This window comes from Ruegeria sp. CI1 (genome assembly GCF_056536925.1).
This window is the reverse complement of sequence record NZ_JBQFQP010000006.1, coordinates 145,471-164,830: the sequence shown is the minus strand read 5'-3', so window position 1 is coordinate 164,830 and position 19,360 is coordinate 145,471. Positions and strand designations below refer to the sequence as shown.

At 60.0% G+C, this 19,360-nt stretch carries 26 protein-coding genes; 12 read left to right on the top strand and 14 right to left on the bottom strand.

Annotated features, from left to right (window positions below; all coding sequences use genetic code 11):
* Positions 1–229 precede the first annotated feature (229 nt).
* Positions 230–2,011 (top strand): aspartate--tRNA ligase, encoded by a 1,782-nt coding sequence (gene aspS, locus ACR0LZ_RS09100; RefSeq protein WP_480749480.1) that lies wholly within the window; start codon positions 230–232, stop codon positions 2,009–2,011.
* Positions 2,012–2,107: 96 nt separating this feature from the next.
* On the opposite strand, the gene ACR0LZ_RS09095 is transcribed toward aspS, so the two are convergent.
* Together ACR0LZ_RS09095 and ACR0LZ_RS09090 are read right to left on the bottom strand one after the other, a co-directional pair.
* Entirely contained in the window at positions 2,108–2,239 is a 132-nt protein-coding gene (locus ACR0LZ_RS09095; protein WP_480749479.1) for a hypothetical protein, read from the bottom strand.
* Position 2,240: 1 nt separating this feature from the next.
* Complete coding sequence (locus ACR0LZ_RS09090; protein ID WP_480749478.1) at positions 2,241–2,960, bottom strand: response regulator; 720 nt, start codon at positions 2,958–2,960, stop codon at positions 2,241–2,243.
* 139 nt (positions 2,961–3,099) lie between these two features.
* On the opposite strand from ACR0LZ_RS09090, the gene mce reads away from it, so the two are divergent.
* The gene (gene mce / locus ACR0LZ_RS09085; protein ID WP_480749477.1) at positions 3,100–3,504 is read left to right on the top strand and encodes a methylmalonyl-CoA epimerase; all 405 of its coding nucleotides are present in this window, start codon (positions 3,100–3,102) and stop codon (positions 3,502–3,504) included.
* 24 nt (positions 3,505–3,528) lie between these two features.
* Entirely contained in the window at positions 3,529–3,804 is a 276-nt protein-coding gene (locus ACR0LZ_RS09080) for a DUF1467 family protein (protein ID WP_480749476.1), read from the top strand.
* 13 nt (positions 3,805–3,817) lie between these two features.
* On the opposite strand, the gene ACR0LZ_RS09075 is transcribed toward ACR0LZ_RS09080, so the two are convergent.
* The gene (locus ACR0LZ_RS09075) at positions 3,818–4,516 is read right to left on the bottom strand and encodes an EI24 domain-containing protein (protein ID WP_480749475.1); all 699 of its coding nucleotides are present in this window, start codon (positions 4,514–4,516) and stop codon (positions 3,818–3,820) included.
* Positions 4,513–5,091 carry a nitroreductase family protein gene (locus ACR0LZ_RS09070; protein ID WP_480749474.1) on the bottom strand — a complete coding sequence of 193 codons (579 nt, stop codon included), beginning with the start codon at positions 5,089–5,091 and terminating at the stop codon, positions 4,513–4,515. The genes ACR0LZ_RS09075 and ACR0LZ_RS09070 overlap by 4 nt, the downstream gene beginning before the upstream one ends.
* A gap of 218 nt (positions 5,092–5,309) precedes the next feature.
* Between ACR0LZ_RS09070 and ACR0LZ_RS09065 the strand changes: the two genes are divergently transcribed.
* Positions 5,310–5,585 carry a DUF167 domain-containing protein gene (locus tag ACR0LZ_RS09065; RefSeq protein WP_480749583.1) on the top strand — a complete coding sequence of 92 codons (276 nt, stop codon included), beginning with the start codon at positions 5,310–5,312 and terminating at the stop codon, positions 5,583–5,585.
* On the opposite strand, the gene ACR0LZ_RS09060 is transcribed toward ACR0LZ_RS09065, so the two are convergent.
* Positions 5,573–5,821: a hypothetical protein gene (locus ACR0LZ_RS09060; protein WP_480749473.1), complete on the bottom strand. Its 249-nt coding sequence runs from the start codon at positions 5,819–5,821 to the stop codon at positions 5,573–5,575. The genes ACR0LZ_RS09065 and ACR0LZ_RS09060 overlap by 13 nt on opposite strands.
* 122 nt (positions 5,822–5,943) lie before the next feature.
* Between ACR0LZ_RS09060 and ACR0LZ_RS09055 the strand changes: the two genes are divergently transcribed.
* The 5 genes from ACR0LZ_RS09055 (at position 5,944) to ACR0LZ_RS09035 (ending at position 7,872) form a co-directional block, all read left to right on the top strand.
* Complete coding sequence (locus ACR0LZ_RS09055) at positions 5,944–6,648, top strand: M48 family metalloprotease (protein ID WP_480749472.1); 705 nt, start codon at positions 5,944–5,946, stop codon at positions 6,646–6,648.
* Positions 6,645–7,013 carry a YigZ family protein gene (locus tag ACR0LZ_RS09050; RefSeq protein ID WP_480749471.1) on the top strand — a complete coding sequence of 123 codons (369 nt, stop codon included), beginning with the start codon at positions 6,645–6,647 and terminating at the stop codon, positions 7,011–7,013. The genes ACR0LZ_RS09055 and ACR0LZ_RS09050 overlap by 4 nt, the downstream gene beginning before the upstream one ends.
* A gap of 68 nt (positions 7,014–7,081) precedes the next feature.
* Positions 7,082–7,333: a DUF6455 family protein gene (locus ACR0LZ_RS09045; RefSeq protein ID WP_480749470.1), complete on the top strand. Its 252-nt coding sequence runs from the start codon at positions 7,082–7,084 to the stop codon at positions 7,331–7,333.
* A gap of 6 nt (positions 7,334–7,339) precedes the next feature.
* On the top strand, positions 7,340–7,615 hold the full coding sequence (locus ACR0LZ_RS09040) for a DUF6455 family protein (protein ID WP_480749469.1): 276 nt from the start codon (positions 7,340–7,342) through the stop codon (positions 7,613–7,615).
* Positions 7,615–7,872 (top strand): DUF6455 family protein, encoded by a 258-nt coding sequence (locus tag ACR0LZ_RS09035; RefSeq protein ID WP_480749468.1) that lies wholly within the window; start codon positions 7,615–7,617, stop codon positions 7,870–7,872. Before ACR0LZ_RS09040 ends, ACR0LZ_RS09035 begins: the two co-directional genes overlap by 1 nt.
* Here ACR0LZ_RS09035 and ACR0LZ_RS09030 read toward each other — a convergent pair whose 3' ends face one another.
* Complete coding sequence (locus ACR0LZ_RS09030) at positions 7,873–8,115, bottom strand: CDGSH iron-sulfur domain-containing protein (RefSeq protein WP_480749467.1); 243 nt, start codon at positions 8,113–8,115, stop codon at positions 7,873–7,875. It lies immediately after the preceding gene.
* Between the two features lie 204 nt (positions 8,116–8,319).
* Here ACR0LZ_RS09030 and ACR0LZ_RS09025 point away from each other — a divergent pair, with 204 nt between their 5' ends.
* Positions 8,320–8,508 carry a hypothetical protein gene (locus ACR0LZ_RS09025; RefSeq protein WP_480749466.1) on the top strand — a complete coding sequence of 63 codons (189 nt, stop codon included), beginning with the start codon at positions 8,320–8,322 and terminating at the stop codon, positions 8,506–8,508.
* Positions 8,509–8,559: 51 nt separating this feature from the next.
* Here the strand turns inward: ACR0LZ_RS09025 and ACR0LZ_RS09020 are convergent, their stop codons facing one another.
* A complete protein-coding gene (locus ACR0LZ_RS09020) occupies positions 8,560–9,372 on the bottom strand; it encodes a trypsin-like serine peptidase (protein WP_480749465.1) in 813 nt (270 codons plus the stop codon).
* Between the two features lie 91 nt (positions 9,373–9,463).
* On the opposite strand from ACR0LZ_RS09020, the gene ACR0LZ_RS09015 reads away from it, so the two are divergent.
* Positions 9,464–9,820 carry a diacylglycerol kinase gene (locus ACR0LZ_RS09015; RefSeq protein ID WP_480749464.1) on the top strand — a complete coding sequence of 119 codons (357 nt, stop codon included), beginning with the start codon at positions 9,464–9,466 and terminating at the stop codon, positions 9,818–9,820.
* 6 nt (positions 9,821–9,826) lie between these two features.
* Here ACR0LZ_RS09015 and ACR0LZ_RS09010 read toward each other — a convergent pair whose 3' ends face one another.
* From ACR0LZ_RS09010 to rimO, 3 genes are all read right to left on the bottom strand, one after another.
* Positions 9,827–10,186: a hypothetical protein gene (locus tag ACR0LZ_RS09010; RefSeq protein ID WP_480749463.1), complete on the bottom strand. Its 360-nt coding sequence runs from the start codon at positions 10,184–10,186 to the stop codon at positions 9,827–9,829.
* Positions 10,187–10,352: 166 nt separating this feature from the next.
* Complete coding sequence (locus ACR0LZ_RS09005) at positions 10,353–11,120, bottom strand: hypothetical protein (RefSeq protein ID WP_480749462.1); 768 nt, start codon at positions 11,118–11,120, stop codon at positions 10,353–10,355.
* 52 nt (positions 11,121–11,172) lie between these two features.
* Positions 11,173–12,621 (bottom strand): 30S ribosomal protein S12 methylthiotransferase RimO, encoded by a 1,449-nt coding sequence (gene rimO / locus ACR0LZ_RS09000; protein ID WP_480749461.1) that lies wholly within the window; start codon positions 12,619–12,621, stop codon positions 11,173–11,175.
* A gap of 98 nt (positions 12,622–12,719) precedes the next feature.
* Between rimO and ACR0LZ_RS08995 the strand changes: the two genes are divergently transcribed.
* The gene (locus ACR0LZ_RS08995; protein WP_480749460.1) at positions 12,720–14,654 is read left to right on the top strand and encodes an AsmA family protein; all 1,935 of its coding nucleotides are present in this window, start codon (positions 12,720–12,722) and stop codon (positions 14,652–14,654) included.
* Positions 14,655–14,786: 132 nt separating this feature from the next.
* On the opposite strand, the gene ACR0LZ_RS08990 is transcribed toward ACR0LZ_RS08995, so the two are convergent.
* Genes ACR0LZ_RS08990 through ACR0LZ_RS08975 form a run of 4 tightly spaced genes read right to left on the bottom strand, consistent with a single transcriptional unit; the run spans position 14,787 to position 19,352 of the window.
* Positions 14,787–16,283 carry a phosphomannomutase/phosphoglucomutase gene (locus ACR0LZ_RS08990; RefSeq protein WP_480749459.1) on the bottom strand — a complete coding sequence of 499 codons (1,497 nt, stop codon included), beginning with the start codon at positions 16,281–16,283 and terminating at the stop codon, positions 14,787–14,789.
* Positions 16,284–16,298: 15 nt separating this feature from the next.
* On the bottom strand, positions 16,299–17,132 hold the full coding sequence (kdsA, locus tag ACR0LZ_RS08985) for a 3-deoxy-8-phosphooctulonate synthase (RefSeq protein ID WP_480749458.1): 834 nt from the start codon (positions 17,130–17,132) through the stop codon (positions 16,299–16,301).
* Positions 17,133–17,137: 5 nt separating this feature from the next.
* Positions 17,138–18,715, bottom strand: coding sequence for a KpsE/RkpR family capsule polysaccharide export protein (locus ACR0LZ_RS08980; protein WP_480749457.1), 1,578 nt, complete (start codon positions 18,713–18,715; stop codon positions 17,138–17,140).
* Positions 18,693–19,352: an ABC transporter ATP-binding protein gene (locus ACR0LZ_RS08975; RefSeq protein WP_480749456.1), complete on the bottom strand. Its 660-nt coding sequence runs from the start codon at positions 19,350–19,352 to the stop codon at positions 18,693–18,695. Before ACR0LZ_RS08975 ends, ACR0LZ_RS08980 begins: the two co-directional genes overlap by 23 nt.
* Positions 19,353–19,360 lie beyond the last annotated feature (8 nt).

Here is a 19,360-nt window from a genome sequence, read left to right as displayed (position 1 = left end):
ACGATCTAAAATTCTTTGCCACATCATCCTACTCTTCCCCGCTCGATGGGTGAGCGTTCTGAAACAGAAGACAAGAAATCCATATCACAGCATTGGAAATATGCACCAATTTCGTGATTTCCACCTCTTTTGGGTGACTTCCCGGTCACGATGGCGCGCGACCCTTGACTTCCCGGGCCTATCGCGGTGTATCGGCGCGACGAATTCTCCGCCCGAAGGGATATGACCGATGCACGCCTATCGCAGCCACACCTGCGCCGAACTGACTGCCGCCAATGTCGGTGACACCGTCCGCCTGTCGGGCTGGGTTCACCGCGTGCGCGACCACGGGGGCGTTTTGTTCATAGACCTGCGCGACCATTTCGGCGTGACGCAGGTTCTGTGCGACGGCGATAGCGCCGCCTTTGCCGAACTGGAAAAGGTTCGGTCCGAGTGGTGCATCCGTATCGACGGCACGGTCAAGGCGCGCGATGCGGATTTGGTGAACCCGAAGCTACCCACTGGCGAGATCGAGGTGTACGTGCGCGAACTGGAAGTGCTGGGTGCGGCGTCGGAACTGCCGCTGATGGTGTTCGGCGATCAGGAATATCCCGAGGAAACCCGCCTGCGCTATCGCTATCTGGACCTGCGTCGCGAGGCGATGCAGCGCAACATGACGCTGCGGTCCGACGTGGTCGCCTCGATGCGCCGCCGCATGTGGGATCGGAAATTCCGCGAATACCAGACCCCGATCATCACCGCGTCAAGCCCCGAGGGCGCACGCGACTTTCTGGTTCCCTCGCGTCTGCATCCCGGCAAGTTCTATGCGTTGCCGCAAGCACCGCAGCAGTTCAAGCAGCTGATCATGGTGTCAGGATTTGACCGCTATTTCCAGATCGCGCCCTGTTTCCGCGACGAAGATCCGCGCGCCGACCGCTCGCCCACCGATTTCTATCAGCTCGACCTCGAGATGTCCTTTGTCGAGCAGCAGGACGTGTTTGATACCATCGCGCCTGTACTGGCCGGTGTGTTCGAGGAATTCGGCGAGGGCCGCAAGGCGGATGCGTGGCAGGACTGGCCGCAGATTTCCTATCGCGATTCCGCGCTGTGGTACGGCACCGACAAGCCAGACCTGCGCAACCCGATCAAGATGCAGGACTGTTCCGAGCATTTCCGTGGCTCGGGTTTTGCCATCTTCGCCAAGTTGCTGGAGCAGGACGGCACCGAAATTCGAGCCATTCCCGCGCCCACTGGTGGCAGCCGCAAGTTCTGCGACCGCATGAATGCCTTTGCCCAGAAAGAAGGGCTGCCGGGGATGGGGTATATCTTCTGGCGCGATCAGGGGGAGGGCATGGAGGCCGCAGGCCCGCTGGCCAAGAATATCGGCCCCGAGCGCACTGAGGCGATCCGCCAGCAACTGGGTCTGGGCGTCGGCGACGCGGCCTTCTTCCTGGGCGGCAAGCCCAAGTCGTTCGAAAAGGTCGCCGGCAAGGCGCGCGACGTGATCGGTGCCGAATTGGGCCTGACCGAGACCGACCGCTTTGCATTCGCCTGGATCGTCGATTTCCCGATCTACGAGCAGGACGAGGAAACCGGCAAGATCGATTTCGAGCACAACCCCTTCTCGATGCCGCAGGGGGGTATGGACGCGCTGATGGGCGATCCGCTCAAGGTGCTGGGCTATCAGTACGACCTGTCCTGCAACGGATACGAAATCCTGTCGGGCGCGATCCGGAACCACAAGCCCGAGATCATGTTCAAGGCCTTCGAGATTGCCGGATACGGCGAGGACGAGGTGCGCAAGCGGTTCGGCGGCATGGTCAACGCCTTCCAGTACGGCGCCCCCCCGCATGGCGGCTGCGCAGCAGGTATCGACCGTATCGTGATGCTGTTGGCCGATACAGTGAACATCCGCGAGGTCATCATGTTCCCGATGAACCAACGCGCCGAAGACCTGATGATGTCGGCCCCTTCGGATCCGACGTCGGATCAGTTGATGGAGCTGGGCCTGCGCGTTATCCCGCAGGATTGACACCTGAAACGCCGCCTCAAAAGGGCGGCGTCTTACTTTGAGGGACGCAATACCACACAGGGCATCGGTCTGCCTTTGGCGCCGTTGCTTGGTGTGCTAGGGAAATATCCCGCTTTCTTCTACCTCGCCGCGCTGACGATTGCGCCGGATGTCTTGTGCTGCTGCCCGTACATGCCGGTAGAGCACCAGATAGACTGCGCCAAACAGAACCAGACTGCTTGCTGCCACCTCAGATTGCCTCGCGTCGTTCCAGCCGGGTCTGCACCATCCCGGCAAGCTGCGCGGCGCAAGTGGCATAGGGCCGCCCGCGCGAGCGCGCCCGCGCTACATCCTGCGCGGCACGGGCCAGCGGCAGATCGTCCGCGGCGCGGGCGACCCCGCTGACAAATTGCGCAGCATAGTCGAGCGCCTTGGTGTCGCTGGCATCTGCCAGTATGTCCGCGATATGGGCCATGTCGTCCCGATATGCCATCAGGTCAGGGCAGATCACCTCATCCTGAATTACCTGCGGCCCAGCCGGGCGGCGATCTTCGGGCAAGTGTGACAGGATTCTTGTCTGAAACGCCGCCAGCGAGGTCAGAGGCTTGCTCAGAAACCCGTCCGCCCCAGCGGCAATCGCCAGGCCTTCGGCAAAATCGTCTCCGGATATGCCTAGAATCACTGCGACGCGCGGGGTGGTTTGCGCCATCTCCTCGATCAGGTTCAAGCCCGAACCGTCGGGCAGGCCGATATCGACGATCAGGACTGAGGGGCGATAGACCTGCAGGTGGCGGCGCGCCGATGTCAGGCAATCCGCACGTCGGATGCGGGCGCCGCTGCGCAGGCACATCAGTCGCAACGCCTCACTCGCGTATCGGCTGTCCTCGACCACCAGAACCGTCATCCCCAAAAGCGGCCGTCTGTTACCGACGGTCAGGTGCGGGACGGCAAAGGGATCCGAATCATCCATGGCGAGGCTCCTTTTAAACAGACGTCCCGACGCTAGGCAAAGGCGGCTAACACAGGGTTAATGGGCGCTTTGGCGCACTTGCCCTAGGTCGCCGCAGCCCCCATAACCTCCGCAACCCGATGGATCGAGGAGGACAAGAATGATCGGTCGCTTGAATCATGTCGCCATTGCCGTGCCGGATCTGGAAGCCGCATCGGCGCAATACCGTACTGCGCTTGGCGCCAAGGTCGGCACGCCGCAGGACGAACCCGATCATGGCGTCACTGTCGTGTTCATCGAACTGCCCAACACCAAGATCGAGCTGCTTTATCCGCTGGGCGAGGACAGCCCGATCAAAGGCTTTCTGGAAAAGAACCCCTCGGGTGGAATTCACCACGTCTGTTATGAGGTAGAAGACATCATCGCCGCCCGCGACCACCTCAAGGAAACCGGTGCGCGGGTGCTGGGATCGGGCGAGCCCAAGATCGGCGCCCACGGCAAGCCTGTACTGTTCCTGCACCCCAAGGATTTCAACGGCTGCCTGGTCGAACTGGAACAGGTCTGAGCCAGCCGCATCGGAGGTTTCTACATGACGATCACCGCTGGTCTGGTTCTGTTTGCCGTCATCTGGTTCATGACGTTTCTCATCGTCCTGCCGATCCGTATCCGGACACAGGGCGATCTGGGCGATATTGTCCCCGGCACCCATGCGGGCGCGCCCGAGGAACATCACCTGAAGAAAAAGGCTTGGATCACCACCGGAATCACGATCGTTCTGTGGGTGATCATCGCCGGGATCATAATTTCCGGCGTGATCTCGGTGCGGGATTTCGACTGGATGAACCGGTTGCCGCCGGTCGAATGAAAACCGTGGGCGGCTACCTTTGGGACGCCGCCACACCATGATAGATGTGGGTAAAGGTTGCCGCACCAAGGATCGGGATCAACAGGTTGATCAGCGGCACTGACAGCGGAATGGCCATCAGTGTTCCTGCGATCCAGATGGTCGCCATGTGCTGCGACCTGAGCTTGCGCGCCCCTTCCCGCCCCAGTCGCCGCATCGCCGCCAGCGTGAAATATTCCCGCCCCAGCAGAAACCCGTTCATGCCCCAGAAAATGAACGGCGCAAGCGGTGTGAACAGGGCATAAAGGATAAGCGCCAGCAAGTTTGCGACGATCAGCACGCCCAGAAAGCTCAGCGTGTCGGTCAAGGCGTCGGTGAATGGAACCCCCGGCACCGCAGGCAGTCCGGGATAGTGCCTGTCCTCGACCGCCTGCGCCACTTCGTCGAGAAACATCGAGGTAATGGCCGAGGCCACCGGCACCATCAGGAACACCGATAGCACCATCATCAGCAAAAATGACGAAACGCTCGCCAGATCGTTGAGCCACGTCACCTCGCCCAAAATCGGCACGGTCACGTGCTCACCGATCAGAGTGTTGATCAGCCACAGGAACCCGGCATATGCCCCGATCAGCAAGGCAAATGTCAGCCCGACGCCCAGCAGCAGTACCTTGCGGAATCGCGGATCGCCCAATTGCCCCAGCGCCATGAAAAACGAGTTGATGATGATCATACCGATACCCATTCCGTGATGGCCGCAACATCGGGGCGGGGGCGTTCGGGTGGGGCTGCGCTTTCGGTGGCGATATGAACAAGGCCGGCAATGCGCTCGTTCTCGGCCAGCCCCAGCGCCTGTTGGCGGAATTCAGAGTCATGCGACGGCCAGCCCGACAACCAGTTCGCCCCCCAGCCAGCCGCCAGCGCCGCGTTGAGCAGCGACAGGCAAACCGCCCCTGTTGAATAGCTTTGCTCGATGGACGGCACCTTGTCCGATGGCTTCTGCACCTCGATCACGGCCACGGCAAGAAGTCCCTGATCAAACTGGTTACGCGCCTTGGTGATATCTTCGGGCGACTTGCCCAGGGCCTTGCCGCGCTGTTCGACCAAACCCGCGAGCCGGGCCATCGCCCCTTTCTCTATAACCACAAAGCGCCATGGCTCCAGCTTTCCGTGATCGGGGCTACGGGCGGCTGCATTCAGCAGCGGTCGCAACTGCTCGCGTGTGGGTGCCGGGGCAATCAGAGTCTTGGCTGGGCGCGATCGGCGCGTCAGCAGAAAATCAAGGGCTGCAGGGTTTTTCAGCGTCATATGTGAAGCCTTTTTACATAAGCCCCCTGTATCTCGGTCAGGCAGGGCCGGGTTTCAAGGTTAAAAGTGCAGGGCTGGCGACATTCCTTGGTGCGGCTGGCTTGCGTTTGGTCAAAGTGCCTGCAAAATCCAGCGGGCACCATGGTCAAAGGCTTCGTGCACATTCAGTGTGCATGGGTGCCCGAGCCCAAAGCTCAGAGGAAAGGCAATTGACCGCGATGGCCAAACCGAAGCTCAAGGATCTGCCCGACCTGTCGCATTTGGCGACGCCGGGCGCCGAATTTGCCATCCGGGCAACGCCCAATGCCGCGCGCGACCGGGTGTTCTGGGAAGGTGGCACATTGCGCATATCAGTGACCTCGCCGCCCGAGGACGGCAAGGCCAACGCCGCGATTCGCGCATTGCTGGCCGCGGCAATGGGAATCGCCCCGTCGCATCTTACGCTCAAGCGCGGTCAGACCGCACGCGACAAGGTCTTTGCCTATGATCCCTGAGGAGGCGTTTCGCGGATCTGGTATACGCCCTCGGGCAAATCCAGCGCCGCCGCGAGATCGCGCACCTGTTCCGGTGACAGTGTGATCTTTTGCATCTGCTCGGTACGCGGGTCGAATTGTTCCAGCGTCACGCATTCCGCGAAATTGTTGATGACCACGTCCTCCTGCAAGGGGGCGGGGCCTTCGTCGACCAGGGTAATAACGGTCGAGTCGAATTCATGCTCGATACTAAACATGCCTGCAGACTGCCGATGGTGCGCAGGTTATGCAACCCGCCGATGCCGAATATCCGGTCTGGAACACGGTTGGGACGCAGGATAATGTGCCGTTCCGATGCATTGACTCGAAAGGCTTGCTCATGCGGCAGTTCGCCCTGCTTATGGTTTTTGTTCTCGCTGGTTGCGATGTGCCGCAGCCGGTTGCTGTGCCGCCACAACAACCCAGCCGGGTGACGCTGAACGCGCAGGCCGCACCGCGGGATTTTTACGCGGTCAGACAGGCAGTAGGAACCCAGGCGCGCGCCGAATGCCTGCGGCGGACCAGCGGCGCGAATTGCGATTTTCAGATCGGGATTGATCCCAACACGCGCGCTCAGGCCAACGCGTATCAAACTCTTGATAAGCAAGGCAGACCTGTGATCATTTTCACGCAGGCCCTGATCAACTCGGCGCGCAATGGCGATGAACTGGCCTTTGTCATGGGCCATGAAGCCGCGCATCACATCAGGGGCCACATCGCCCGCCAGAACCAGAACGCGGCGGCCGGCGCCCTTATCTTTGGGCAGCTTGCGGGCATAACTGGTGGCGGTTCGGCCTCGATCGAAGCGGCGCAACAGCTGGGGGCCGTAGTGGGCGCGCGCAGCTACTCAAAAGAGTTTGAGCTGGAGGCCGATCAGCTGGGCACAATCATCACCTACAATGCCGGATACAATCCGCTGATCGGGGTTTACTTCTTTGATCGCATTCCCGATCCCGGCGACCGGTTCCTCGGTACACATCCGCCGAATGCGCAGCGCGTCGATATCGTGCGCCGGACCGCCGCGCAGGTGGGTCTGGTGCAGTGACCAAAGTTACCCGGCTGGGCGTCATTCTGACCGATCGCGGCTCGAAATACGCTGTATCGGGTGCCGACGTCTCCAGCCGGGACGATGTGAACGCGGTGCTGGACGAATTGAAAGCCGACCGCGCCTACGCCAAGGCCACCCACAATACCTGGGCTGCGGTGCTTCCGTCCGGGGCGCTCAAGGCGGATGACGGCGAATCCGGCGCGGGTATGGTGATCTTGCGGATGATGGAACGGGCGGAACTTGAAAACCACGTGATCATCGTGACGCGCTGGTATGGCGGCAAAAAGCTGGGCGGCGACCGGTTCCGCCGGGTTCAGGACGCCACCCGCGCCTATCTGGATCACGTCGGATCCGAACCTTGACCTGTATCAAGGGCGATAACTGCGTCAGCGTCTAATCTCCGTGCCACGCGCGACAGAAAGGACACGCCATGTCTGATCGAGACAAGTTCCGAAAACATGCCGAATTGGTGGACAGGATGGCCGCCGTGCAGGGCATCGACCTGCAGGAAGCCGCCATTCAGGGCAAGTTGAGCATCGACGACATTTCTGACGTCGTCCTGCGGTGCAGCGACTGCCCCAATCCAGAACACTGCACGAAACTGCTGGCCGAGTTGAGCCAGTTGGACCACGTGCCGGAATATTGTCGCAACAAGGACCTGTTCAAGGATCTGAAATCCTGACCCCGGATGCCAATGCCCAAGCTCGGAAAAATCATGACCCATCTTCGCCTCGTTATGCGGATGGGACGGGCGACGGGAACCGATATCGTCGAGGCGCATAACGAAGGACGGCTCAGTCAAGCGGATTGGGCGGCAATGGTCACAACCTGCCGCGCCTGCGAATCAGTGGGCCAGTGTCAGCACTTGCTGGACGAACACGATCAGCTGGACGGTGCCCCGGAAACCTGCCCCAACCGCACCCGGTTATGGGCGCTGAGGCAGCAGCAGACAGAGGAAGAATGATGGCCCAGATTCCGCTTGGCGACATCGAGAAACATTTTTGGCTCACCCGATCCGTGGCGCGCTGCATGGGGCTGTCTCTGTCCGAGGCTATGGCAGAGGGCCGCATGAGCGAACAGGGCTACGCCGAACTGGTCACGCGCTGCCGCGCCGCCCACTGTCAGGCCGCATGCGAGCACTGGCTGGCCGCGCAACAATGCCGGGCGCAAGCGGCTCCCGATTTTTGCGCCAATGCCGAAACTCTCGACAATTTGCGGTGATCAGAGCTTGGAGTGCGAGCCGTCACACAGCGGCTTCTTTCCAGAATGCTTGCACCCGCAGAAGAACACTTTCTTGTCGGCCTCGGCTGTAAATTTCACCGGCGAAAAGCCTGTGTCCTTGTGCGACCCATCGCAAAACGGCTGTTTCTTGGACCGCCCGCAGGCGCACCAGAAATAGGTTTTACCTTCAGTAACTTCGATCGGAAAAGGCCCTTTTTGTGCAATCTGGGGCGCGTCTGACATGTGGCTCTCCCTGCTGGCTGACACCTCATGTTGAGAATAGCGGGCGTTTTGGGAATTGGTAGGGGGTGTCGACGGCAACCTTCCGCCAGCGCCGGGGGCGCAAAGAATCCCGTGATTGCAATGTGGTAATGCCGCTCCTATCCTGATCGCACGCCCAAAGCGCTTTTGGGAATAAAAGTTGTCGACAAAAAAGGATTGAAGGACATGAAACTGAAACTCGCGGCCCTTTGTGCAATCACCGTCGTTCTGACCGCCTGCTCGCAGCAGGAAGAGCCGACACCGGTCTATGTCCAGCCTAGCTATGACAAGTATGGCGCACCCAGCTGCTCGGCAGGTTATCAGCTGGCAACCACCGAAGCTGGTGAAACCGTCTGCGCACCTGTAACGCAATAACTTCCCAAGTGGGCGGTCCATAAGGGCCGCCCCTTTTCACGTCCGAAACGCCTAGTTGGCGGTGGCGCGTTTCAGCGCATCCGCTATCTGCGCCGTCGGAACGCCGATGCTGACGGGGGGATCATTCGCGGCGACGCCGGACAAAACCCCGATCACCATCATCTCCCCGTCTATCTCGACCAGCAGGGGCGCACCGGAATCCCCGGACATCGCCGCACATCTCTGCAACAGAAGGCTGTCCTGCGACCGTGGTTCACCGCAGTTCCACTCGACGCTCAGCACGTGCGGCCTGAGACCGGCATAACCTGCCATCAGAAATCCATCTGCCGCCAGGTTGCTCTGCTTCTGTTCCTCTATGCCCAGAACCCCCGTTCGCGCGCCTATCGGGTCTTTCAGCACCAGCAGGGCCCAGTCCGAGGCCAACGGAACCTTGAACGCGCGGCTGGTGGTGTCGATGACCGATGGCAGGACGAACCGTTCGACCTCGCTCACCGCCAGAGCCTCGCCGCGCTGATATCCGGCAGCAAAGCGAATGCTTTGCGGCGGTATCCACGTCTTTCGCGCGTGGTTGAACAGACAATGCGCCGCCGTCAGCACGACACGCTCGGCCACCAACGTGCCGGTGCAATGGCTGCGCACCTGAATGCTGGCGAAATTTACCCGCCCGATGGCACGCCATGGCGGTTGGGCGGCATCGACCACCTGACGCCCACGGATCGCCTCGCATCCCTGATCCAGTTGGTCCCCGGCCTGACAGATCGCATTCAGCCCGGGCCGGAACAGCCCGTCGGCCCGCGCCACCGGTGGCCAAAAGCTTGCCGCTAGTCCTAGCGCAGCAAAAGTGAACAGTCGTCGGATCGCCATGCCGGCAGCTTCGCCACGCCCGGATGCAAATGGCAACCCCGCCCGTTGCATCCAAAGCCCTCTCGCGCCAAAGTGACCGCGCGGAGGGTCGATGCGGCAATTCATTGAACATACGAAAAACCGGACAGTCTGGAGCTGGTACGGCCTGGTCGCCACATGGCGCAGCGAATACTCCTTTCGTTCATGGATCTGGGCCAACCTGATTTCGGCGACGTTGGCATTCTATTTGCCGATCACCACCGGTGAACGCGCGCTGATCCTGGCGCTGGGCGTTCTGGTTCTGGCCGCCGAGCTGTTCAACACGGCGATCGAACGGGCGGTGGATCACACCTCGACCGATCACCACGAACTGGCGGGGCAGGCCAAAGACGCCGCCAGCGCCGGCGTTGCCCTGACCGCGATTGCTGCGGGCGTGGCCTGGGCGGTTGTGCTGCTGGGGCTTCTATAGGCCCGCTCAGAACCCGTAATAGCGATAGCCCCGGTTGAAACTGTGACTGCGGGCCGGACGGTGTACCGGCGCGTAATACGGATAATACCCATAGACGCGGCGCTTGGCGCCTTTGTAATGGCGCGGCGCATACGCTTTGCTGTGATGTACGTTCGGCTTGCGCACATGCGGTTTGGGCTGCGGTGCGATGTAATAGCGGTGCACCCGGTGCTTGCTGCGGTCCTGCAGGCTGAGCGCGACGGCCCCAAGCGCAATGAACCCCGCGATAGCATCGTCACTGTCATGGGCCGTGGCCGGGCTGGCGAGAAGGTTTGCCACCAAAGCCATCACCGCGCCGGTCGCCGCAAGTAATGTTGGTTTGAACATGAAAGCCTCCTTTTTCAGGGTCGGCGGACCACGTCAAGGATGGGGGGAGTCGGACCGAAAGGCCAATGAATTCGGGTCACGATTTGGGGAAAGGCACAGAAGGCAAGAATAGAGAAATGCATCTCACGGACGCTATTTGGCTTCACTGTCGATTTTCACAGGAGCATCAAATGAGTGTCAATCGCCCTAAAAACCCTTTGCGAGGCGTACAACTGTCTGACGGATTGACAAAGAAGCTCTCGGGGTGATCGAGGCGAAAAAAATCCATTCGTCTAGGCGACCAATTGAATACTTCCTGCTCTTCGTGAGTTTCGATGATAAGCAAGCCATGAAAGTACCATTCCGAATTCAACTTGTAACCCGTTTTTGTTGTGTGGAATGACAGGGCACGGAGTTGGGCAAAGGTACTCACATCGGAATCGATGCCATGCGCGGCGATACAATATGGGTTTCCACCAGACAATAGAATGGCTTTTACGGAGGTGACGCCGACCATCGTGACAGACCAAATCGACACAACTACCGGAAGCATGAAAACCTTCCAAGCGTATGTTTCCAATTCACGCCCTTTGCGCTTTTGTGACAGAAGCAAAACTGAGGCGACGATAGCGGTGGTTATTGAAAGGTTGTAAATGAGCGCCAAGTTCGATCCTGCGCCGGAAAAAACTGCCAAAGCGCTGCCAAGAGAAGTCCCGACCAACCCGATCAAAAACGCTCCGCTTGAGGCAACAGCATTTGGAAAGCGCCAACCGGTCACGGCACAAATTTGAGCTAGAAAAAGTGGAACCAGAGGGGCGCAGGATAGTCCCCAATACAGGAGGTAAGCCCACGGTGCACTCCGGGGAGAGTCCACTTCCGGCAAGCTAGTTGGCAGTTGAAAAAAGCCCAGTGTTATCAATAAGCTGTAAAAAAGGAATTTTCGTTCAAATCTCATGCTTCTTTGCCAAAGGAAAGGATCAGGGCAAGGCAAATGTATCTACGGTGTTTTAATTACCTTGTGGATGCGGGGATTCAATATGCGGGTCAAGGTCAAGGATCGATTTAGAACGCGACAGCCGTCCCCACAAATCATACTCCCCGGCTTCGTCCACCTCGACCGTCACGATATCCCCCGGCTTCAACCCCTCGAAGCCTTCATCGATGAACAGGTTTCCGTCGATCTCGGGCGCGTCGGCCTTGGTGCGGCAGGTGGCGGCCTCAGCGTCGACCTCGTCCACGATCACCTCGATGGTCTGGCCCACCTTGGCCGCCAGCTTGGCCTCGGAAATCGCCTGCGCCTTTTCCATGAACCGCTCCCAGCGTTCCTGCTTGACCACGGCAGGCACGTGATCCGGCAGGTCATTTGACCGCGCGCCGTCCACGTTTTCGTACTGAAAACAACCCACACGGTCCAACTGAGCCTCTTCCATCCAGTCCAGCAGGGTCTGGAACTCGGCCTCGGTCTCGCCCGGATAACCCACGATGAAGGTCGAGCGCAGGGTGACGTCGGGACACACCGAGCGCCACGCGGCGATCTCGTCCAGCGTTTTCGCCGCCGCTGCGGGTCGCGCCATGCGTTTCAACACATCCGGGTGCGCGTGTTGGAACGGAATATCCAGATAGGGCAGCACGTTGCAACCCGCATCCGCCATCAAAGGGATCAACTCGCGCACATGCGGGTAGGGATAGACATAGTGCAACCGCACCCAGGCATCGAACTGTCCAAGTTCTCGCGCCAGATCGGTGATGTGGCTGCGCACCTCACGGTCCTTCCACGGGTTCACGTCATACTTGCGGTCCAGCCCATAGGCCGAGGTGTCCTGTGATATCACCAGCAATTCGCGCACGCCGTTTTCGACCAGCTTTTCAGCCTCGCGCAACACCGCATGGGCCGGCCGGCTGGCCAGACGCCCACGCATGTCGGGAATGATGCAGAACTTGCACCTGTGATTGCAGCCTTCGGAAATCTTGAGATAGCTGTAATGGCGCGGGGTCAGCTTGACGCCGCTCGCGGGCAGCAGATCGACAAACGGATTGGGATCGGGCGGCACGGCGGCATGCACCGCGTCCAGCACCTGTTCATACTGGTGCGGCCCGGTGACCGCCAGAATACGCGGATGATGCTCGCGGATATAGTCCGGCTCGGCCCCCAGGCAGCCGGTCACGATCACCTTGCCGTTTTCCACCAGTGCCTCACCGATCGCCTCCAGGCTTTCCGCCTTGGCGCTGTCGAGAAACCCGCAGGTGTTCACGATCACGGCATCGGCCCCTGCATAGTCTGGGGAAATGCCGTAACCTTCGGCGCGCAGCCGCGTCAGAATGCGCTCGCTGTCCACCAAAGCCTTGGGGCAGCCCAGCGAGACCATGCCGATTGTCGGCTGTCCCGCGCGGGGGGCGTCGGTGATCCGGGCGGCGGGCGCCAGGTCGGGGCGGAGGTTTGGCGGGTTCGTGCTCATGGCCGCGCGTATAGAGGTGAAGTGACCCCCATGCAATTGTTGCGCGCGGCCCACCGGCGCGTCATATGCTTTGCATAAGCAAAAAATGGAGCAGGGATATGCGCTGGTTGTGGCGGATCGTTTTCATCCTGATTGCAGTGGTCGGGCTAGTGATCGGCGCGCTGCTGCTGATGCCGGGAGACAAGCTGGGCAAGATCGTCTCCGATCAGATCAAGGCGCAGACCGGTCGCGACCTGACGCTGAGCAGTGATGTCGCTATGTCCTTTTGGCCGGTGCTGGGCATCGAGACCGGCCCCGTGACGTTTGCCAATGCCGATTGGGCCGGTCCTGACCCGATGCTCAGCGCCAGCGCGCTGTCCGTCGGGGTCGATGCGGCTTCGTTGTTGTCCGGGCAGATCAAGATCAAGCAGATCGTGGCCAAGGATCCGGTCCTGCGGCTTGAATTCGCGGAGGGGCGGGGCAATTGGCAGTTCGGCCCGGCGCCCAGCCGGACGTCCGAGGGTGGCTCTGGCGCGCCCGATACTTCGGTTGCCCGTCAGGCGGTGACGCTGGACCAGCTTCGTCTCACCAACGCGCGGCTGGTCTATGTCGAGGATGGTGCGGCCCGCTTCGACTTCGACATGGTGGACCTGACCGCCAGCTGGCCATCTGCAGATGCGCCGCTGCGCGTGCAGGCCAGCAGGGGCGGCGTCGAAGCGGACCTGGAAATCGCGGACCTCCCGGCTTTTGGCACAGGTGCCGCGACCGCATTGAAGAGCGTTGTGACAGCACCGGGCGGCAACGCCACTTTTTCCGGATCGGCCAACATTGCGGGCGAGGTATCCGGGACGATCCGGATCAATACCTCGGACAGTACAAGGTTTCTGGCGGCACTTGGTCGGCCCGATACGCGCCTCCCCAAGGGGCTGGGGCAAGCGGTAGATGTCACCGCTCAGGCGACCTATACTCAGGATGGCCGACTGGCCCTGCGCGACCTCAACGTCAGTCTCGACCAGAACAGTTTTGCCGGCGAGGCCGATATCCTTCTCGGTGACCTGCCGAAGGTTACCGCAAGGCTCCGCACCGGCCATCTCGATCTGACGCAGATCGGCTCCGCCGGTCAGCACGCTGGCGGATCGGCAGGTGGTGGCGCGAATGGATGGTCGAAATCTACCATCGACGCATCCCCTCTGGCCTTGGCGAACGGCACGCTCCGACTCGACGCCGAGGCGATTTCGGTTTTGGACTTGAAGATGGGGCAAAGCAGTGTGGCACTGACACTCGATCGCTCGCGCGCCGTATTGAAGATGGACCCGGTCACGTTGTTTTCCGGCAAACTGACCGGCGAACTTGTTGCCAACAACCGTAACGGTCTGTCGGTCGCAGGCAAGTTGGCGGGTCGGGACATCGACGCGCAACAGGCTCTGTCAACCCTGGGCGGTATCAATCGCCTGTCGGGGTTGGCATCGACGGAGCTGGAGTTTTTGGGCGAGGGCCAAAGTGAAGATCAGATCATGCGCTCGCTTTCCGGAAACGGGCGCATCGATATGGGGCGCGGGGTCATTTCAGGGATAGATCTGGACCGCTTGATGACATCCGGAACCGGGTCGGGGGGCACCACCGTATTCAACAGCCTGACGGCCAGTTACACCATTGACCAAGGAAACCTGTTCAACCGGGATCTGTTGCTGCAACTGGACAATTTTCGCGCCGATGGCGAAGGACGCGTCGGATTGGGCATGCGGGATCTTGACTATCTTTTCACCCCGGTTGCCCTGCGCGCCAATGCCGGAGAGGGGCTTGCAATTCCGGTTCGGATCGTGGGTCCCTGGGCCAACCCCGAGATCCGGCCGGATCTGAGCCAGGTGATCGAGGCCGCGACTGGCAAGAATATCAAGGATGTCGAAACACAGGCAAAGGACCAACTGCGCCAAAAGCTGAGCGAGGAACTCGACACTACCGTGACCGAAGACCAGAACATCGAGGAGTTGATCAAGGACCGGCTGGAGAACGAGACCAAAAAAGGCCTGCTCAAGCTGCTGGGTGTGGACTAGGGTGTGCTGTCTCCGTCGCGGCAGGCCACGCCCCCCCCGGGGGTTGTTCGAACCAGAAAGAAACAGGAGGCGTCCTTGCTTCTTTCCGGTGTCAAATACCCCGGAGCGCGAGGCGGAGCCTCGCAGAAAGTTTCAGATCTTCTGATCGTACTCGCCGACGCCGGGTTCCGTGCGGATCACCGCATCGATGTCGGCAAAGATCGAGCGCATCTCATCCTCGCTTTCGCTGCTTTCGCACACGACCACAAGGTTGGGTGTGTTGGATGACGCTCGCACCAGTCCCCAACTGCCATTATCCAGGATCACGCGCGCGCCGTTGACGGTAACCACTTCCTTGATTGCACGCCCGGCAAAGGTTTCGCCAGCGCCATGCTTGGCGACCAGCTTGTCCACCAGCCGGTTGAGAATTTCGTATTTTTCGGTATCCGACGCATAGGGCGACATTGTGGGGGTCGACCACGTCTTGGGCAGCGCCTTTCGCAGATCCGACATGGATTTGCCGGGGTTGCGGTCAAGCATCTTGCAGATCTCGACCGCCACGCGCATGCCGCAGTCATAACCACGCCCCACCGGCTCAGCCAGAAAGTAGTGCCCCGATTTTTCGAACCCGGCCAGCGCGCCGATCTCTTTCACGCGCCGTTTCATGTGGCTGTGGCCGGTTTTCCAGTAATCCGCCGTCACGCCGTTTTTGCGCAGCTCGGGGTCCGAGGCGAACAGGCCGGTCGATTTCACATCCGCCACAAAGGTCGCACCTGGATGCAGCTTTGACAGGTCGCGCGCCATGATCACGCCCACCTTATCGGCGAATATCTCTTCGCCCTCGTCGTCCACCACACCGCAACGGTCGCCGTCTCCGTCAAAGCCCAACGCCAGATCGGCGCCCGACGCTTTCACCGTGGCTGCCATGTCATGCAGCATCTCCATCGCTTCGGGATTGGGATTGTAGTGCGGAAACGTGTAATCCAGCCGGTTGTGGCTGGGCACCACCTCGACCCCCATCCGCTGGAAGATTTCGGGCGCAAAAGCCGATGCCGTGCCGTTGCCCGTGGCACAGACCACCTTGAGCGGACGCGACATGCGGAAATCGCCAACCAGATCGTCAATATAAGCCTCTTTCACGCCATCCACGAACTCATAGGACCCGCCCGAACGCGCCATGCCTTCGCCGTTCAGCACGATGTCGCGCAACTCGGTCATCTCGTCAGGGCCGTGGGTCAGGGGACGGTCAAAACCCATCTTCACCCCGGTCCAGCCGTTGGGGTTGTGGCTGGCAGTCACCATCGCCACCGCGGGCACATCCAGGTGAAATTGGGCGAAATACGCCATCGGTGACAGGGCCGGTCCGATGTCCTTGACCTGTATCCCGGCCTGGATCAGCCCGAGGATCAGCGCATTCTTGATCGCCAGAGAATAGTCGCGATAGTCGTTGCCCACCGCGATTACCGGCGCAATCCCGTGCTTGTGCATCTGAGTGCCCAGGCCAAGGCCCAGAGCGGTCATGCCCGGCAGATTGATTTCTTCGGGGTATTTCCACCGCGCGTCATATTCGCGAAAGCCTGTCGACCTGATCATCGCGTCCCGCAGAAAACTCCAGGTGTTCGGTGTCACTTCGGTAATGGGTTTGCTCATGGGTAATCTCTTGGTTCAAATCCGGATCGGGTAGGCTTTGGCCAGCGTATCAAAGCGCATCAGGGTGGCAATCAGTTGCGGCATTTGATCCAGAGGGATCATGTTCGGCCCGTCCGACGGCGCGTTGTCCGGGTCCTGATGGGTTTCGATGAACACTGCGCCGATTCCCAGCGATACCGCCGCCCGCGCCATCACAGGCGCAAACTCACGTTGGCCGCCGGACGAACCGCCGCGCCCGCCGGGTTGTTGCACCGAATGGGTCGCATCCATCACCACCGGATACCCGGTCTGGGCCATTTGTGGCAGGGAGCGCATATCAGCCACCAGCGTGTTATAGCCGAACGAAGTGCCACGTTCGGTCAGCAGGATGTTGGTATTGCCAGTGCTTTCGATCTTTTCGACTATATTCGGCATCTCCCACGGCGCAAGAAACTGACCCTTTTTTACATTGACCACTGCGCCCGTATTACCCGCAGCCAGCAGCATATCCGTCTGGCGGCACAAAAACGCTGGGATCTGCAGGACGTCTACCGCCTCGGCGGCGATGGCACACTGCGCTTCGGTATGAACATCGGTCAGGACCGGTATGCCCATCGTCTTGCGGATACCATCCAGAACCTGCAACCCCGCATCAATGCCCATGCCGCGTTTTCCAGACAGCGAGGTCCGGTTCGCCTTGTCATAGCTGGCTTTGAAAAGGTACTGCGCGCCAGCGGCTTCGCAGGCTTCTTTCATCTGCCCTGCGATCATCTGCGCGTGATCGGCGGTTTCAAGCTGGCACGGGCCCGCGATGATGGTGAGCGGAAGGTCGTTGCCCACTGTCAGATCGGCGATTTTTACATGTTTCATGAGTCTTACGAGGATACCTGTTCACGAAGGATCGACGCGGTAAGCGAGATCATGAGGTAGATACCAGCAAAAACCAGAAATGCCAAAATCGTATTTTCGAACTTGCGTGGATAGCTGGGATCATCGCTGGGCACGGGGTTTACGAACACCGTCAGATAGCGCACCTGACGGTTGGCCTCGATCCGGGTGGTTTCCATTTGCTGCAATGCTGTTTGCAGAATCAGATCCCGTGACGCTAGGTCGGCCTGTGCCATCTGAATGCGAACGTTCAGCTGTGCCAGCGAGTTCTCGCCGTTCGAGGCGTCGAGCATCTCGGCATTGAGCGATGCCAGCACCGCTTCCAGTCTTTGGATATCAGCCTGGGCACCGTCGACTTTGGCCTTGTTCGGGCGGGCGTTGTCCAGCAATGCGGCCAGTTCAAGCTCCTTGTCCTGCAACTGCACCTCGACCTGGTCGATCCGCGCGCGCAGGCTGGCAATCACGCTGGCCGGATCCAGTATCGCACCTTCCTGCTGCAATTGGACCAGTGCCTCCTGCGCGTTTCGACGTTCCGCCTGCGCCATTTCGAAACTGTCGCGCGCGTCCTTCATCTGGTCCTCGCGCTTCTGTTCGGACAGGTCGTTCACCCGTTCTTCGGCATACGAGATCAGTTTTTCGGAATACTCCGTGGCCACCAGCGGATCAGGGGCGATCACTTCCATCCGGATGACACCCTCGGTCGGGTCATAGCCAAGTTTCACTGATCGCTTGTAGATCTTGTAGGCCGCCTCGTTGCTGGCATCGCCAGGCAGGCGTTGTATCTCGTCGATCCAGGGTTGCTGGAACTGTGACTTGAACCCGACGTCGCGATCCAAAAGCAGCATTGCTTCTTTCGATTCCAGGAATGACTGGACCGAGATCGAATCCTGGCTGGTGGCGAACTGGGTGCCTGCAAACAGGCTGCCAACGCTGCCCAGTGCTCCGTCGGCTTGCAGGATGACAAATTCGGACTTGGTCGAATACATCGGCGTGGCGTAGCGATAGAAATAGGTTCCGACCAGCGCGGTGGGCAATATGACGAACATCGCCAGACGGGCCATAAGGCCGAACATCTTTCTGCGGCGACGCCGAGCAATATCGCGCTGAATCTTGCCGATCTCCATCTCGCGACGTTGCGACGGGCTGAGTTCGGTCGAGGGCAGGGTCTCGCGCCGCTCGCGGATGGTTTGCGGCAGCTGTATCCGGTCGCGTGGTTGTTCATCGTCGGACTGGGTTTGCGTAACCACCAGATCCAGCACGTTGGTTCGGCTAGTCGGGTCGATCCCTTTCTGCCGCAGCAAACGCACCGCGTCATAATCCGATGTTGCGGGCAGTTTGTGCTTTTGCGCCAGACGCCTTGCCACGCGCAACTGTCGCCCGGTCAGCCCCTCGCGCTTGATGGCCTCCAGTTCTTCACCCACCTGCGTCTCGGGTTCGTGCTGGCCCAATGCACGGCGAATCCGCTCGGCTGGTGAAAGCTGACCGGTTTCGTGTCCGTCCTCACCTGCGCCGGATGCCTGATCGCGCCGGATGCGATATTTCCTAGCCTTGGGTTTGGTAGTCATAAAGCTGCGTTGCCTCTTCCAAGGTTTCAAAGTGATAAAGCTTACCGTCCATCAGGACGGCAGCCTGATGCGCAAATTTCTCGAGAATCTGCGGGCTGTGCGACACGATCACGATGGTTGTCGTGCGCAACCGTTCCTGCAGGATCGACCCTGCTTTCTTGTTGAACTCCACATCCGTTGTTGCGGGCATCCCCTCATCGATCAGGTACATGTCGAAATCCAATGCCAGCATCAACGCAAATGTGAACCGTGACCGCATGCCCGAGGAATAAGTGCCAAGTGGCTGGTCAAAATACTCCCCCAGATCGCACAGCCACCGGCAATAAGCCTCGACATAATCCGGGTCCATTCCATACAGCCTGGCGATATAGCGGGCGTTCTCCATGGCCGAGATGCGTCCGATTACGCCGCCCATGAATCCGAGCGGGAACGAGATGTTGCATTCGCGGCGGATAATGCCCTCGTCCGGTTTTTCCAGCCCCGCCATCATGTTGATCAGCGTCGTCTTGCCTGTACCATTGGGGGCCAGAATGCCCAGCGATTTTCCCAGCTCGACCCGAAAGGAAACGCGGTCGAGGATCACCTTACGCTGGGTGCCCGTCCAGAAGGATTTGCTGACATTCTCGAATTCTAGCATCGTGCGTC

What these genes read in the sequence shown, in the direction of transcription:
- aspS (WP_480749480.1), top strand. Translation starts at nt 230, where the DNA reads ATGCACGCCTATCGCAGCCACACCTGCGCCGAACTGACTGCCGCCAAT.
- ACR0LZ_RS09065 (WP_480749583.1), top strand. Translation starts at nt 5,310, where the DNA reads ATGGCCAAACCGAAGCTCAAGGATCTGCCCGACCTGTCGCATTTGGCG.
- ACR0LZ_RS09010 (WP_480749463.1), bottom strand. Translation starts at nt 10,186, where the DNA reads ATGTTCAAACCAACATTACTTGCGGCGACCGGCGCGGTGATGGCTTTG.
- rimO (WP_480749461.1), bottom strand. Translation starts at nt 12,621, where the DNA reads ATGAGCACGAACCCGCCAAACCTCCGCCCCGACCTGGCGCCCGCCGCC.
- ACR0LZ_RS09025 (WP_480749466.1), top strand. Translation starts at nt 8,320, where the DNA reads ATGAAACTGAAACTCGCGGCCCTTTGTGCAATCACCGTCGTTCTGACC.
- ACR0LZ_RS09080 (WP_480749476.1), top strand. Translation starts at nt 3,529, where the DNA reads ATGACGATCACCGCTGGTCTGGTTCTGTTTGCCGTCATCTGGTTCATG.
- ACR0LZ_RS09070 (WP_480749474.1), bottom strand. Translation starts at nt 5,091, where the DNA reads ATGACGCTGAAAAACCCTGCAGCCCTTGATTTTCTGCTGACGCGCCGA.
- ACR0LZ_RS09020 (WP_480749465.1), bottom strand. Translation starts at nt 9,372, where the DNA reads ATGGCGATCCGACGACTGTTCACTTTTGCTGCGCTAGGACTAGCGGCA.
- ACR0LZ_RS09005 (WP_480749462.1), bottom strand. Translation starts at nt 11,120, where the DNA reads ATGAGATTTGAACGAAAATTCCTTTTTTACAGCTTATTGATAACACTG.
- ACR0LZ_RS09030 (WP_480749467.1), bottom strand. Translation starts at nt 8,115, where the DNA reads ATGTCAGACGCGCCCCAGATTGCACAAAAAGGGCCTTTTCCGATCGAA.
- kdsA (WP_480749458.1), bottom strand. Translation starts at nt 17,132, where the DNA reads ATGAAACATGTAAAAATCGCCGATCTGACAGTGGGCAACGACCTTCCG.
- ACR0LZ_RS09055 (WP_480749472.1), top strand. Translation starts at nt 5,944, where the DNA reads ATGCGGCAGTTCGCCCTGCTTATGGTTTTTGTTCTCGCTGGTTGCGAT.
- ACR0LZ_RS08975 (WP_480749456.1), bottom strand. Translation starts at nt 19,352, where the DNA reads ATGCTAGAATTCGAGAATGTCAGCAAATCCTTCTGGACGGGCACCCAG.
- ACR0LZ_RS08995 (WP_480749460.1), top strand. Translation starts at nt 12,720, where the DNA reads ATGCGCTGGTTGTGGCGGATCGTTTTCATCCTGATTGCAGTGGTCGGG.
- ACR0LZ_RS08990 (WP_480749459.1), bottom strand. Translation starts at nt 16,283, where the DNA reads ATGAGCAAACCCATTACCGAAGTGACACCGAACACCTGGAGTTTTCTG.
- ACR0LZ_RS09035 (WP_480749468.1), top strand. Translation starts at nt 7,615, where the DNA reads ATGGCCCAGATTCCGCTTGGCGACATCGAGAAACATTTTTGGCTCACC.
- ACR0LZ_RS09040 (WP_480749469.1), top strand. Translation starts at nt 7,340, where the DNA reads ATGCCAATGCCCAAGCTCGGAAAAATCATGACCCATCTTCGCCTCGTT.
- ACR0LZ_RS09060 (WP_480749473.1), bottom strand. Translation starts at nt 5,821, where the DNA reads ATGTTTAGTATCGAGCATGAATTCGACTCGACCGTTATTACCCTGGTC.
- ACR0LZ_RS09090 (WP_480749478.1), bottom strand. Translation starts at nt 2,960, where the DNA reads ATGGATGATTCGGATCCCTTTGCCGTCCCGCACCTGACCGTCGGTAAC.
- ACR0LZ_RS09045 (WP_480749470.1), top strand. Translation starts at nt 7,082, where the DNA reads ATGTCTGATCGAGACAAGTTCCGAAAACATGCCGAATTGGTGGACAGG.
- ACR0LZ_RS08980 (WP_480749457.1), bottom strand. Translation starts at nt 18,715, where the DNA reads ATGACTACCAAACCCAAGGCTAGGAAATATCGCATCCGGCGCGATCAG.
- ACR0LZ_RS09075 (WP_480749475.1), bottom strand. Translation starts at nt 4,516, where the DNA reads ATGATCATCATCAACTCGTTTTTCATGGCGCTGGGGCAATTGGGCGAT.
- ACR0LZ_RS09015 (WP_480749464.1), top strand. Translation starts at nt 9,464, where the DNA reads ATGCGGCAATTCATTGAACATACGAAAAACCGGACAGTCTGGAGCTGG.
- mce (WP_480749477.1), top strand. Translation starts at nt 3,100, where the DNA reads ATGATCGGTCGCTTGAATCATGTCGCCATTGCCGTGCCGGATCTGGAA.